The sequence below is a fragment of the Gemella sp. oral taxon 928 genome (genome assembly GCF_001553915.1).
Taxonomy (GTDB): Bacteria; Bacillota; Bacilli; order Staphylococcales; family Gemellaceae; genus Gemella; species Gemella massiliensis.
Genome location: NZ_CP014233.1, coordinates 1,478,111 through 1,492,561, shown reverse-complemented (window position 1 = coordinate 1,492,561; position 14,451 = coordinate 1,478,111). Strand labels below are relative to the sequence as shown.

13 protein-coding genes, 1 tRNA gene and 2 pseudogenes are annotated in these 14,451 nt (G+C 31.7%); 11 read left to right on the top strand and 5 right to left on the bottom strand.

All coding sequences use genetic code 11. The annotated features are described in order from the left end of the window. Positions 1–9: 9 nt before the first annotated feature. A complete protein-coding gene (locus tag AXE85_RS06910) occupies positions 10–597 on the top strand; it encodes a TVP38/TMEM64 family protein (RefSeq protein WP_062174206.1) in 588 nt (195 codons plus the stop codon). A gap of 135 nt (positions 598–732) precedes the next feature. On the opposite strand, the gene AXE85_RS06905 is transcribed toward AXE85_RS06910, so the two are convergent. Both AXE85_RS06905 and AXE85_RS06900 read right to left on the bottom strand, forming a co-directional pair. Further along, a complete protein-coding gene (locus AXE85_RS06905; RefSeq protein ID WP_062174204.1) occupies positions 733–1,401 on the bottom strand; it encodes a hypothetical protein in 669 nt (222 codons plus the stop codon). 5 nt (positions 1,402–1,406) lie between these two features. Further along, positions 1,407–1,859 (bottom strand): LytTR family DNA-binding domain-containing protein, encoded by a 453-nt coding sequence (locus tag AXE85_RS06900; RefSeq protein ID WP_062174202.1) that lies wholly within the window; start codon positions 1,857–1,859, stop codon positions 1,407–1,409. 214 nt (positions 1,860–2,073) lie between these two features. Here AXE85_RS06900 and AXE85_RS06895 point away from each other — a divergent pair. From AXE85_RS06895 to AXE85_RS08485, 4 genes and pseudogenes are all read left to right on the top strand, one after another. Next, positions 2,074–2,170: transfer RNA gene (locus AXE85_RS06895), tRNA-Sec, on the top strand. 318 nt (positions 2,171–2,488) lie between these two features. Further along, positions 2,489–3,481, top strand: a pseudogene (locus AXE85_RS08890) (NADH-dependent flavin oxidoreductase); the annotation flags it as partial. Between the two features lie 9 nt (positions 3,482–3,490). Beyond that, the gene (locus tag AXE85_RS08885) at positions 3,491–4,492 is read left to right on the top strand and encodes an FMN-binding protein (protein WP_442899687.1); all 1,002 of its coding nucleotides are present in this window, start codon (positions 3,491–3,493) and stop codon (positions 4,490–4,492) included. Beyond that, on the top strand, positions 4,492–5,430 hold the full coding sequence (locus AXE85_RS08485; RefSeq protein ID WP_197415973.1) for an FAD-dependent oxidoreductase: 939 nt from the start codon (positions 4,492–4,494) through the stop codon (positions 5,428–5,430). Before AXE85_RS08885 ends, AXE85_RS08485 begins: the two co-directional genes overlap by 1 nt. Before the next feature lie 61 nt (positions 5,431–5,491). Here AXE85_RS08485 and AXE85_RS06885 read toward each other — a convergent pair whose 3' ends face one another. Then, positions 5,492–6,376 (bottom strand): LysR family transcriptional regulator, encoded by an 885-nt coding sequence (locus tag AXE85_RS06885; RefSeq protein WP_062174200.1) that lies wholly within the window; start codon positions 6,374–6,376, stop codon positions 5,492–5,494. 134 nt (positions 6,377–6,510) lie between these two features. Between AXE85_RS06885 and AXE85_RS06880 the strand changes: the two genes are divergently transcribed. The 6 genes and pseudogenes from AXE85_RS06880 (at position 6,511) to AXE85_RS06855 (ending at position 12,637) form a co-directional block, all read left to right on the top strand. Beyond that, a complete protein-coding gene (locus tag AXE85_RS06880) occupies positions 6,511–7,356 on the top strand; it encodes a sugar phosphate isomerase/epimerase family protein (RefSeq protein ID WP_062174198.1) in 846 nt (281 codons plus the stop codon). 18 nt (positions 7,357–7,374) lie between these two features. Continuing rightward, positions 7,375–8,223 (top strand): SDR family NAD(P)-dependent oxidoreductase, encoded by an 849-nt coding sequence (locus AXE85_RS06875; RefSeq protein ID WP_062174196.1) that lies wholly within the window; start codon positions 7,375–7,377, stop codon positions 8,221–8,223. A gap of 102 nt (positions 8,224–8,325) precedes the next feature. Continuing rightward, positions 8,326–9,528, top strand: coding sequence for an MFS transporter (locus AXE85_RS06870; protein ID WP_062174194.1), 1,203 nt, complete (start codon positions 8,326–8,328; stop codon positions 9,526–9,528). 29 nt (positions 9,529–9,557) lie between these two features. Then, the gene (locus AXE85_RS06865; protein ID WP_197415950.1) at positions 9,558–10,445 is read left to right on the top strand and encodes a shikimate dehydrogenase; all 888 of its coding nucleotides are present in this window, start codon (positions 9,558–9,560) and stop codon (positions 10,443–10,445) included. A 247-nt stretch (positions 10,446–10,692) separates the two neighbouring features. Continuing rightward, complete coding sequence (aroD, locus tag AXE85_RS06860) at positions 10,693–11,445, top strand: type I 3-dehydroquinate dehydratase (RefSeq protein WP_062174192.1); 753 nt, start codon at positions 10,693–10,695, stop codon at positions 11,443–11,445. A gap of 11 nt (positions 11,446–11,456) precedes the next feature. Then, positions 11,457–12,637, top strand: a pseudogene (locus AXE85_RS06855) (MFS transporter). 44 nt (positions 12,638–12,681) lie between these two features. Here AXE85_RS06855 and tehB read toward each other — a convergent pair. Continuing rightward, positions 12,682–13,545 carry an SAM-dependent methyltransferase TehB gene (tehB, locus tag AXE85_RS06850; protein ID WP_062174190.1) on the bottom strand — a complete coding sequence of 288 codons (864 nt, stop codon included), beginning with the start codon at positions 13,543–13,545 and terminating at the stop codon, positions 12,682–12,684. Between the two features lie 167 nt (positions 13,546–13,712). After that, a complete protein-coding gene (locus AXE85_RS06845; RefSeq protein ID WP_062174188.1) occupies positions 13,713–14,450 on the bottom strand; it encodes a DNA/RNA non-specific endonuclease in 738 nt (245 codons plus the stop codon). Position 14,451 lies beyond the last annotated feature (1 nt).

The following is a 14,451-nucleotide window of genomic DNA, read 5'->3' as shown; positions in this document are numbered from 1 at the left end:
AGGAAAGTAATGACAGAATTTATTCAAAGTTTCGGTGTTGCTGCACCAATAATCTATGTATTGATGTTTACAATTTTGCCGGTATTTTTCTTTCCGGTACCGATATTAGCGGTAGCCGGAGGACTTGCTTTCGGTTTTGTAGAGGGAAGTTTATTAACTTTTGTCGGAGCTTCGATGAATTGCTATTTAATGTTTATAATTTCACGTCGTTTTGGACGAGAATGGGTTAGAAATTATTTAAAGAAAAAAATGTCACCAAAACAACATGATAGAATTTTTAATGTAAGTGATGATAAATTAATGATGAGCTTAGTAATTCTTAGACTAATACCACTGGTACCATACAATATGATAAATTACGGTTATGGGTTAACTAATATTTCAGTATCAAAATATATGATAGCAAGTGTTCTAGGAATTATACCGGGAACAATAGTTTTTCTAAACTTTGGAGCAACAAGTACTAATGTGTTTAGTAAAGAATTTTTGATAGCATCACTTCTTGTTATTTTATTAACAGTAGGTTCAATTTATTTGTCAAAAATAGTAGAAAAAAGAGAACAACAAAAAAATAATAATGAAATAAATAAAAAATAATAAAGAAAAAATTAATTTTATAGTATTGTTTTGTTGTATAATAATTAATGAAATAGATTATATTATAAATACAAGGCATAGAAAAGTGATATGTACCCCTTTTACCGGTTTGTCCGGGAAAAGGGGTATTATTCTTTATATATATAAGATTTCTACTTCAGCAAAAGTAGCACTACCTATTAAATTTAGTGAGATTTCGGATTCTTTTTGTAAATTTAGAGGGTAAGTGATTTCAGATATTGTAGAATTAATATTATTATTGATATTCCATTCTTTTGGAATAAATAATTTAACGGTTGAAAAAGTAGCTGAAATATCTAGAGTAAACTCTTTACTATAGTAAGTGTTTAACTTTTCAAAATAGATATTTGTTGTACTAAATGTGGATGTTGATGCAAAATAGTTTGTATCGTTAATATTAATATAAAAAGAATTATTTCCAAAAATAATATTAGAAGATTTCATATCTGAATATTCTTTTTTATATTTTTTAAATTCTTTATATTTTAGTTTTTTTGGTAAAAGTAGAGAAGCACCTATACTAAGAAGTAAAGCGGATATAAATATTTTTCCTGCTGAAATATCAAGAAAATAAAAATTTTTATTATATATATAGAATAATAATGCTAATGGAAAAATAGTTCCAAAGGAATCAAAATCTATAATATTTTTAATAATAATATATCCTAAAACTATGGTACTTATTATTAGGAAAATAATTCCTTTAGGAAATAAGATTGTATCTCCTAAAAAGATAATTAGAGCAGTTATTGCTAAGATAGCACCTAATAATTTTTTTTTCATATAAATTACCTCGTTTCTTTTAATTTTTCTTTTAAAATTTTATAGTAATGACGTGATATATGAGTTTTTTTGTTACTATTGATAAAAGAAGCAGAACTACTTCCTGAAAATGATTTTTCTAATGAAAGTATAAGTTTTAAGTTTATAATTGTAGATTTAGAAGCTCTAAAAAAATAATTAGGAATAATTTCTTCAAGTTCATATAATTTGAATTTAACTTCAAAGAAATCATTTTTCGTATGAGCATATACTTTGTTCATATCAGTATCAAAAAATAAAATTTCTTTTAAGGAAATGAAGTATTCTGTATTTTCTTTGTAGAAAGTTATATTAGGTGAGGAAGAAATTGCCTTCTCTATAGTATTTTTAATTTCTGTTATTTCCGATGAAAACTCAGGTGCTTTTATGTGTACTTCCATATTATCTAATGATGTATCTATTTCAATAATAACTTTCATAATATACTCCTTTCGTAGTTCTTATTTATATAATACTACATAATCAGTTGTTTGATAAGGGCTTTTAAGTAAGTGGTAAGATAAGAAAGGTAAGTGGTAAATTGTTTTTGATAAGATGAGTTTAATTTAGTTAAGAGCGAATTTAGGGATTTGTAGTTTATTTTATAAGTTATTGCTTTTTTTATTTTTTTATTGTATAATATCTCTTGTACGTGGGAGTGGATGAGTTCTGGTGTGCTCTCTAGTCTTCAAAACTAGTATGAGGGGTTAGGAGCCTCTTGGGTGGGTTCGATTCCCACACATTCCCGCCAAGTGTTTTTATAATGGATTATCGGTATAAAATTAGGAGTTCCTAACTTTATATCGTTTTTTTAGTTACCATAAAAATTAAATTTTTTAATAAAAAAAATGAAACAGTATATTTTTTATTTAGTTAAACGCTTTTAATTGAAGTGTTAGTATAAAAATGTACTGTTTTATTTTATAACAGATTAAAACAGTTATATCAAGGATTTTTAATTAAAAAACATGTATATAACACTTTACAATATGAAACAGAAGTTATATAATATATTTATACATAAATAATTATTGATAAATTAAATTTATTAATTTAATGGAGGGCAACAATGGCTAAAGAAATTTTTGATGAGCTGAAATTAAAATCTGGTGCAACACTGAAAAATAGAATATTTATGGCACCAATGACGACACAATCAGCTTTTTATGACGGCGGAATAACAGATGAAATTGTAAAATATTACGAACATAGAGCAGGCGAAGCCGGTGCAATAGTAGTAGAAAGTTGTTTTGTTGAAAAACATGGGCGAGGTTTTCCGGGAGCTATAGGTATTGATAGTGATGATAAAATATACGGTTTAACTAAATTAGCGACAGCTATTAAAAATTTAGGGTCAAAGGCACTTGTTCAATTATATCATGCAGGTAGAATGGCGTGGCCGGAATACAATGGCGGTGCTGAACCGATTGCTCCAAGTCCGGTAGCTGCACTCAGACCTAATGCACCTGTTCCGAGGGAAATGAGTGAAGAGCAAATATTAGCTATGATCCAAATGTTTGCTGATGGAGCAAAACGTGCGATAAAAGCCGGCTTTGACGGAGTGGAAATTCATGGAGCAAATACATTTATCGTTCAACAATTCTTCTCTCCACATTCAAATAGAAGAGAAGATCATTGGGGTGGTAATAGAGAGAATAGAGCAAGATTTGCTATTGAAGTTTTAGAAGCTATAAAAAAAGTTGTAAAAGAATCTAAGAAAGAGAATTTTATTATCGGATATAGATTTTCTCCTGAAGAATTAGAAATACCCGGTATTCGATTTGAAGATACAATGTATTTACTGAATGAACTTGCAAAACATGATTTAGATTATGTTCATTTTTCAATGGGAATATATACAAGAAGTTCTATAGTAGATACTGATGATCCGGAGGAATTGATTACACAATTTTTGGCACGTCGTTCACCTGAACTTGCTAAAATACCTGTCGTTGGTGTAGGTGGAATATTACAACGTAAAGATGCAGAAGAAGCATTAAAATTAGGGTATGATATAGTATCTGTAGGTAAAGGTTTTTTAATAGAGCCACGTTGGGTAAGTGCAATTAAGATGGATAAAGCTGTACCGGATTTTGCCGATAAAAATTTACAACATGAGTTATTAATACCGGCACCATTGTGGGACTTTATGTCATATATGGTTTCTGATCCGGAAATAGAAAAAGCAAAACATGAACGTATTAAAAAGCTACAACAAGTTAAATTAGAATTTAAAGAGGGAAGTTATGATGTAGAAGCTAGAGGGCATAATAATAGTCTTCCGATGAAAGTAACATTCTCTAAAGAAAAAATTGAAAAAATTGAAGTAGATAATAGTGAAGAATCTGAGGGATTATCAGAACAAGTATTTAAACGACTTCCAAAACAAATCATTGAAGGGCAAACATTAAATGTTGATGCCATCTCAGGAGCATCATCTTCAAGTAAAGGTTTAATAGAGGGTGTAGCAGAGGCTGTTAAATTAGCAGGTGCTGATCCGGAAGTGTTATATGTAAGACCTAAACCGGTGGTGAAATGGGTTAAAGAAGTAGTCGAAGAAGAAACAGATGTAATAATTATCGGTGGCGGAGCAGCAGGAATTGCCTCAGCATTAAGAGCTGATGAATTAGGATTAAGAGTTACTTTAATTGAAAAACAATCATTTATCGGAGGAGCTATTTCGATAAGTGGAGGTAATCAAGTAGTAATTGGTTCTAAGTTACAAAAAGAACTAGGAGTTACCGATGATACTCCTGAATTGATGTTTGAAGATTTTATGAAAAATGGAAACAATAAAAATGTTCCGGAGTTACTTAATCTGCTAGCAAATAACGTTGGACAAACAACAGATTGGTTAACCGATTATGTTGGTGTAGAATATGATCTTAAAGGAGGACTGCATGTTTTAGCAGAATACCGCAAAGATAGAGAGTTAGCTTATAATCATGGCGGTCACGGTTTTGCCGGAGCTGCCAGAAGCAAGATGGCTAATAGTAATGTGAGATTACTACTTCAAACTAAAGCAAAAGAGTTAATCTTAGATTACTACTTCAAACTAAAGCAAAAGAGTTAATCTTAGATAATAATGGAAATGTTACAGGATTAATAGCACGAGAAGAAACGGGTAGAAAACATATTATTTCTGCAAAAGCTGTTATTTTAACGACAGGTGGGTATGGTAACAATAAACAACTTCTAAGTAAAGAATTAGGAAAAGTATTATTCTACGGAACAAAAAGCTCAAATGGAGAAGGCTTGGTTATGGCTACAAAAGAAGGTGTTGATGCAGCAACTCGCCTAATGGAATATGGGAAAATTTATCCAAATGGGATTGAAGTATCAAAAGGGTATGCTAAATCTACAATCGGAGGTAATATCGCTGTACTTCGTGAAAACGGCTTGTTAGTAAATAAATTCGGCGTACGTGTCGTAAATGAAAGAGCAAGTAACCATGATATATTAGATGTATTAATGGAGCAAGAAGATCAAACTTTATATATGTTGTTGGATCAAGAGCACTTTGATATTTTTAAAGAAGCGGTAGCGGAAGGCGGAATTTCTGAACAGGATATTGAACGCTGGTTAGATAATAATGGTGAAACAACACCGCAATTCTTCCATGCGGATACCCTAGAAAAATTAGCCGAACTAGCACATATGCCACAAGAAAGTTTATCTCAAACAGTATCACGTTATAATAGTTTTGTTAAGAACGGAAAAGATGAAGATTTTAATAGAGAATTACGTTTCTTACAAAAAGAAGTTGGATCAGGCCCTTATTATCTGGTAGAACAAAAACCACGTTTTGCAACAACTATGGGTGGTTTAGTAGTTAATGACAGTTTAGAAGTAGTTAACAAAAAAGGTACAGTTATAAATGGATTGTACGCAGCCGGAGAAGTAGTCGGCGGTGTAATGGGAACAGATTCACCGTCAGGTGCCAATAACGCTTGGGCATTAACTTCAGGAAAACTGGCAGCAGAATCAATAAAAAGTAAATTTAAAAAGTAAAATAAAAAAGTTTTCTGTGCATAACTGTAATTGCACAGAAAACAACTTAATAATATAAAATTTATTTATCAAAATAATGACTACAAAAATCTTTAAAACGCAAAGCAGTCGGAGTTATAAAACCGTCTTTTCTCGTAGCAAGATATAGCCAACGTGGTTCATGTTTATCAAGAATTTCAAGAACTTTGACAGGATATGCCTGTATAGTAACGATATTCGGCATAATTGCTATACCGTGATTTTGAGAAACAAAGCCTAAGATGGTATGATCTTCATTCGCTTCAATGGCAATATTCGGTTCAAAGTTAACAGATTTCATCAGATTATCAAGATATGGGCGAAGACCGCTATTTTTATCGAAATATACGTAAGGATAATCGGCAGTATCTTTAAGATATACAGATGTTTTATTCGCCAATGGATGATCATTAGGAACTACCAAATAAACATTTTGTTCAATAAGTGGTTCAAAAACGATATTATCAATATCCTTAACAAATGATGTAATGGCAATATCTATTGTTTCATCTTCCAAACCTTTTAGCAGTTGGAATGAATTACCTTGGGTAAAAGAAAGTTTCACATTGTGATTTTCTTCTTGTTCAAGAAAGTTTCTGGTAAGGCTTGGTGCTATTTCAGAACCTGCTGTGTAGACAAAACCGAAGTTTATCGTTCCGGAATTAGGGTTGAGCTCTTCATTGATAATAGAAATAGCTTGGTTAAGTTTACCAAGTGCTACTACTACATGGTTATAAAAAATGTGACCGTATTTAGTAAGTTGGATATTACGTCCTACCTTTTTAAATAATGGTATACCGATTTCTTTTTCAAGTTCAGAGATAGTGTAGCTAAGATTTGGTTGAGAAGTATTAAGTTTTTTAGCAGTTTGAGTCATATGCTCCGTTTCTGCTAAAAGTACGAATGCTTCAAGTTGTGATATGTTCATATATGGACTCCTTATTTATTGATAAATATATTCTATCATTTATTTTAAAAAAATTCATTAATTTTATATAAAATATATTAAAATTGCAAATAACAACAATAAAAAATATACAAATACTCAAGGGGGAATAAACAATGAGTAAACAAGCACCTATAACGGTTAGTTCATGGACACTTGGAGATGAGTGTAAATTTGAAGATAGAGTAAAAGCAGCAAAAGAAGCGGGATTTGAAGGAATCGGTCTTCGCGCTGAAACATATGTTGATGCTTTAGCAGAAGGGTTACATGACGATGATATATTGAAAATATTAGAAAAATATAATATCAAAGTAACTGAAGTCGAATATATAGTTCAATGGGCGGAGAATAAACGTTCATATGAACAAAAATATAAAGAACAGTTATGCTTCCATATGTGTAAACTTTTTGGAGTAAATCATATTAATGTCGGTCTAATGGAAAATTATTCGGTAGAACATACAGCACAAAAATTAAAAGAACTTTGTCAACGTTCATATCCATATGTTATTGGAGTAGAGCCGATGCCTTATAGTGGAATTCCGGATTTTGATAAAGCGTATGCTGTAGTAAAAAAAGCCGGTGTAGAAAATGCAAAAATTATTTTAGATTCATGGCATTGGGTAAGAGCCGATCAATCATATCGCACATTAACAAAAGATGAAGCGGAACTGATTATTTCAATTCAAATTAATGATGCTTATGAACGACCATATGCAAAATCAATTTTACGTGATGAGAGTATGCATGATCGTTTAGCACCGGGAACAGGAGCTAAAGATACAGCAGGTTTTGTAAGGATGATTAAAGAATCCGGTATTAATCCAAAAGTAATTGGTGTTGAGGTGATTTCTGACAGCATTTTAGCAAAAGGGATAAAAGAAGCCGCTAAGTATAATTTTGATAATACAGTTAAAGTATTAGGTCAAGTGTGGAAAGAACAACTTCCGGAAAATAAATAAGGAAAAGAGGTAAAAAAAATGGATAAATGGTTAGGATTAGACGGAAAAGTAGTAGTAACAGGTGCTGTAGGTGGAATGGGTAGAACAATTTGTGAAGAGTTTGCAAAACAAAATGCAAAAATTGTACTGTTAGATTTATTTAAAGATAAAGCTGATGAATATGCTCAATACTTAACAGCTACTTACGATGTAGAAACATTGAGTTTAGCAGTAAATACAACAAAAGAAGATACAGTAGATCACGCAGTAGAAGCTGTTAAAGAAAAATTTGGACGTGTGGATATTTTGGTGAATACAGCAGCGATGTTAAGAGCATGCCCACTGGAAGATTTACCATTAGATGAATGGCGACAAACTATTGATGTTAATTTAACAGGTTACTTCTTAGTGTCACAACGTTTCGGACGTCTTATGATTGAGCAAAAATATGGTAATATGATTCATATTTCAACGATTGCATCAGTATTTCCTGAAACATATAGTGCAGCATACAGCCCAAGTAAAGCCGGGGTAAATATGTTGTCACGTCAAATTGCTGCAGAATGGGGAGAATTTGGAGTACGTAGTAACTGTATTCAACCATGCTTTGTTAAAACTCCATTATCAGAATCATTCTATGCCGATCCTGAAGTAGAAAAAGGTCGTAAAGCATTAACAGCAAACAAACGTATCGGGAACACAATGGACATTGCTAATGCGGTATTGTATTTAGCGAGTGATCGTTCTAATTATACAAACGGTCATGAATTAAGAGTAGAAGGTGGATTCGGCATTATGATGGGTGATCAGACACCGAAACCGGGCGGACGTCGTGAGTTTGCTGTGAAAGAACATGAAGCATATCTAAAAAGAATAAACAAAAAATAAGATATGTCACAAGATAGATAAGTATTGAAATTTTGAAAATAAAACAGTAATAATACTTATCTGTCTGTCATACTATAATTAGAAAATTTATGGAGATAGTGTATGGCGAGTAACAATAATAAAAATTATCTTCCACTTATAGCATTTTTACTAATAAATTATATATTTCAAGGAATGGATCAAATAATTATTTCTCAAAATATGTCAACATTCGAAGAATTTTGGAAGGTTGAGGAGAATAAAGTTGCTTTGGTAATAAGTGCATTAGGTGTTGGTAGAATTATTAGTATAAATTATGCAGGATATTTTTCAGATAGATACGGAAGAAAAAAAGGGGTTTATATAGGTCTAGCCTGTTATCTAATTTTTTACATAGGGCTGTTATTATTCCCAAGTTATATAGCAGCGTTTATCTTAACGATGATAGCGGGTATAGGGAATGCGTTTTTAGACACGGCAACTTATCCGGCTATATCAGATGCTTATAAAGAAGATAGTAGTTCGTTTAATGTCTTTGTTAAGGCAGGTATATCAGGTGGACAATTCATACTACCTTTAATGACGCAATTTGTCTTACTTAGAAATCTATATTTCGGATGGCCGTTTATAATTATTGCTATATGTATAGTATTTAACTTTGTAGTAATTTCCAGAATAAAATTTCCACCGATGTATAAAGAAATAGTAAAAGAAAAAGAGGATCTTGTGCAAAAACCTAAATCAAAAATAAGTATTGAGGGTGTTGCACTTCTAACATTCTCATTTATATCAGCATCATTATTTAATATTTTTATTATATGGATACCGAAATTTGCACAGCAAACTATAAATATTGGAAAATCTCAGAGTTTAACATTTGTAACTATTTATAGCGTTTGTTCAATAATATCAGTATTTGCAACATCATTTATGGTGAAAAAAGGGCTTAATGTTCCGATGTATATGGCATTTTGTTGTATAGTTACAGCATTGGCACAAATTAATATGTTGATAAACACTTCAATAACTTCGATAACTATAGTTAGCTTAGCGGTAGGTTTCTTCGCGGCAGGAGGGATATGGCAATTAGGTGTATCTCTTCTACTGGAATTTTTTCCGGATAATAAGGGGAAATTCACCGGTATGTATTCGCTATCAACATCTATTTCATTAATGGCAACACCTTATTTGACAGGATTAATCGCAAAACAATCAATAAAAACGGTTTTTGCTTATAATATGCTTTTAGGAATTATGGGGATGATTTTATTACTAATAGTAACATATCGCTATAATAAAGTTTTAAAACCGTTAAAAGTAAAATAAAATCTTAAAAAGAAAAAGAGGTAAAGAAAATGACAAAAATTACAGAACGTTTAACAGGACACACATTATTAATCAGTTTAATCGCAACACCAATTAGACACAGTATGTCACCAACAATGCACAACGAAAGTTTTAAAAAACTAGGTTTAGATTATGCTTATCTTGCATTTGAAGTAGGTAATAAAGAATTAAAAGATGCAGTTCAAGGTATTCGTGCTTTAGGTATTCGCGGTTCAAATGTATCAATGCCAAATAAACAAGCGATTATTCCTTATTTGGATGAATTATCTCCGGCAGCAAAATTGGTAGGGGCAGTTAATACGGTAGTTAATAAAGACGGTAAAGGACATTTAGTAGGTCATGTAACAGACGGAACCGGTGCTGTTCGTGCATTAGCGGAAGAAGGTGTGGATATTAAAGACCAAATTATTACTTTAACCGGTTGTGGTGGAGCCGGTACGGCAATAGCAATCCAAACAGCATTGGATGGAGCAAAAGAACTTCGTATCTTTAATATTAAAGATGCTACATTTACTAATGGGGAAGAAACTGTTAAAAAAATTAATGAACATACAAAATGTAAAGCAACACTGACAGATTTGGCAGATCAAACGGCATTTAAACAATCAATCGCAGAAAGCAGTATTTACATTGATGCAACCGGCGTTGGAATGAAACCGTTAGAAAATGAAAAATTAATTGATGATCCGGCGGTAATTCGTCCTGATTTAGTAGTATTTGATGTAGTTTATTCACCGAGAGAAACTAAATTATTAAAATTTGCTAAAGAACATGGGGCTAAAAAAGCGATTAACGGTCTTGGAATGATGATTTACCAAGGTGCAGAAGCATTTAAACTATTCACTGGAGAAGATATGCCTGTAGAACATGTTAAAAGTGTGTTATTCGATGAATAAAAATTAGTTGATAAAAATAATATTATACTTAATTTTTGGGCAATGTTTATAGCGGAGTAATTTAAAATAATTTATACATTTTATTTTTAGAAGTTTTTTCTTAAATCTTAGCTGAAAATATATAAAATCCACCTGTAATAAGAGATAGTGAAAATTTTTTCTCAGCTATGTAACATTGTTAAAAAATAAAAAAGATAAAATTTGTAAGTTATCAGTTTTGGAAATAAATTTTATAAGGAGAAAAATTATGGCTAAACTAACTGTTGGTGATGTAGTTTTTGGAGAAGGACGTCCGAAAATAATAGTGCCTATTGTTGGGAAAAATGAAGAGGAAATACTCGAAGCAGCAAGCAATATTAAAACTATTGATTGTGACTTGGTAGAGTGGCGAATAGATTTTTTTGATAAAGTGGAAGAACAAGGTGAAGTATCCGAACTATCGAAAAAGATAAGAAAAATAATTGACAGACCACTTTTAGTGACGTTTAGAACTAAAAAAGAAGGTGGGGTACTGGAATTATCAGATAATAAATATTTTGAAGTTTATAATGAAGTAGTAGAAAATGGTAATATAGATTTATTAGATGTTGAGTTATTTATGCCTGTTGAAGAAGTATCGGCACTAATAGAAAAAGCACATGTCAATGACGTAAAAATAGTTATGTGTAATCACGATTTTGATAAAACACCGGTGCGTGATGAAATTGTAAATCGTTTAACAGCAATGAGCAAAAAAGGCGCGGATATTTGCAAAATTGCGGTAATGCCAAATAGTAATAAGGACGTTATAACATTATTAGACGCAACACGTATTGCAAAAGAAAAAATTAATCAACCCCTAATTACAATGTCAATGGGGGCATTGGGGATGATTAGTCGTGTTTCAGGAGAAGTATTCGGCTCAACAGCAACATTTGGTGCTGCAAAACAATCATCAGCACCGGGGCAAGTGCCGGTAGCCCAGTTAAGAGAGATGTTGGATACATTAAAATTAAATTAAAGGAGAGAACAATGGTACAAAAAGCAAAAAAACCATTTATTCTTACAGCATTAGCACTGTATTTTACATATTTTATTCATGGTATAGGTGTATCAATTTTAGCACAGTATAAAAGTGATTTGGTAGCCGCATGGGGGAAAGTAACCTAGGGTTAGTAATTCGTGTCAGTGCCGCACTAGGGTTAGGGCGTCTTATTTCACTGCCGTTTTCAGGTGTTATTTCAGATAAATTTGGACGTAAAACATCGGGATTAATTGGTATAGCCTTTTATGTATTGTATTTTATCGGAGTAGCAACGTCAACTTCAATGTGGATCGCATATGCTTTTGCCGTTATGGGTGGTATTGCTAACTCGTTTTTAGATACATGCGTAACACCGTCAATTTTGGAAATTTTTAAAGAAAAAGGTGCAGTAGCAAATATGTTTACTAAATTCTCAATTTCTATTGGGCAATTAGTATTACCGTTTTGTATTGGGATAGTATCAGGTATGAGTTTGCCGTATACAACACTATTTTATTTGGCAGGTATTTTAATTGCATTGGACGGATTGCTAATTATTTTCTTAAAATTCCCGAAAATGAATGCTGATGCCGGAGAAAAAGCACAAGAAACAAAAATGAAATTTGATTCTACAGCAATCTCATTAATACTAATCGGTCTAACATGTACAGCAACATTCCAACTATGGTTAAATTGCAATCAAGAATTAGGGAAAATGTATGGCTTGGCTAATCCGAGAATGATTCAAACTATGTATGCAGCCGGAACTATCTGTGCGGTATTATTCACAGCGTTGGTAGTATTGAAGAAATTAAAACCTGTTGATGTTTTGGTATTATATCCAACTATTTCATTTATAATGTTGTTAGTTACATACTTCATTAAAACTCCAACTATTTGTTTAGTAGCAGGTTTTGTTATTGGATATGCAGGAGCGGGTGGAGTGTTACAACTTGCGGTATCGACAGCTAATGAATTATTCCCAACAAATAAAGGTAAAATTACCTCAATCGTAATGATTTCATCAAGTGTTGCCAATTATGTAATACTTGAAATTGCGGGGTATATTACAAAAGCAAGTCCGGCTAACGGTCCGGTAAATATTGTTTTATTTAATGCGGGTATAACGTTAATCGGGGTTTTATTGGCGTTGTATGTAAGAAAACAATTCAAATTAAAATTGGCATAATAAAAAGCACTTGGTATGACTTTTCATACTAAGTGCTTTTGCTATTATTTTATTTTTTTTGCTAGCAATGTAGCAAATCTTAGTTTATATCGATTTCCATTAGCATCTGTTTTATGTAGATGCCCAAAATCTTCATTATATTTGATAAGCTCCCAATCTTTATAAAAATCTTTTAATTCGTTTTCTCTAAATGTAAAAGGAAATGGCATAGGAGACGGGGCATCATCTGTAGACATAGCAGAAACGATTAAGTTGTAACCGCCAATATTTGTTTGTTTTTGCATATTATAAATAATACTTTGGATTCTCGTAGGATTAAGAAACATAAAAACAACAGTTGAATAAATAAAATCATACTTATCTCGAATATTAGCTGTATTAATATCGTAGTTAGCTACAATAATATTCAGATTTTCTTCCTGTGAAATATTAGCTAAGTATTGCAAATTTTCAAAGTTTGTGTCAAGGGCGGTTACGTTAAAACCTAGAGAAGACAAAAATAAAGCATTTCTTCCTTGACCAGAACCGAGATCAAGTGCTTTACATTTTGAAATAGTTTGAACAGCTTCTACTATTTCAGAATGTGCAGGATTAAGGTCATATCTATTAGAAAAGTAATCTTTAGGTTCACAATAAAGTTCGAAATAACATTCCAAGTTTTTAGACATCGGTGCTACTCTATACCAAACTTCAGGCTCAATAAAAGGAATATCAGTTTCAGGCGTAAAGATAAATTCTTCTATAATATCACCATGTTCAGTAAGAGAAACAAATTTTAATTTTCCTTTTAGAATAGTTAATTTAGCCCAGATACCGGTACGGGTGTTATGTTTTTCTCTAAACTCTTTAGGAATAGATAAAGCATTCCAGTTAGGTAGCCTTTTATAACAGACAAGATTTTTTTTCATAATTATCTCCTTTAATATAATTCTTTTCTATTATAACATGATACCAACTCAAATAAAATCAAAATTTTGAAATTGATCTTTATATTTATAATTGGTTAAGTGTGGTACTTTTGTTTACAATTCATTTGTAACTATATACATAATTTAAAGAAGGATAACAATAATATTTATTTTGATAAAGTGTATTTCCCGGTTTTATAGTCAATATTTACTCCTTTTTGAAAATTATAAATAAAGACGTTATATCTAATATCGGCACCATTATCTTCAACGGACATAGCTTCCATAATTACACCTTGTGCTACTAAATCATTATCTTTAAATACCGGTGTAACACGATAGCGAACATGTTTTTTTGTTTTTTTAACATATTCAGCGACCTGATTTTCAAAAGGAATCATATTATGATTCATAAATCTTGTTCCTGTCATAAGGTTTTTTTCATTTGCATTTTCTCCGGATAGTTGGAAAGCGATTAAGTGGGAGCGATCATAAACATGTGTGGTTTTGTTAGTTTGCCAGCCACTGGGACGAATATGAGAAATTTCTTCTCGTTTATTTGTAGGCATAAGATCAACACCGATAACAGCGTTGGCTTGTCCAACTCTACCCAGATTATCTAGGTTAGAATAATTTTCGAATGATTTAATAGATAGATCTTCTTTGCTAAAGTAGGGGGTATTGTTATTTAATATTTTATAGCTATTATTATTAGTTGCCTCACTCTCATCAGGTGCATTAAGAGAAGTCATAACTTCTTGGGGAATAGCTCCGGTAGCGGAAAAATCAGTATTTTGTGAGGAATGATTTGACTTATAAGTATGTTTAGCGATAAAAATCGCAATTAAAACAACAAGTATAATTGATATAATAGTAAATAGATTAGTTTTTCTTTTTTTTGCCATA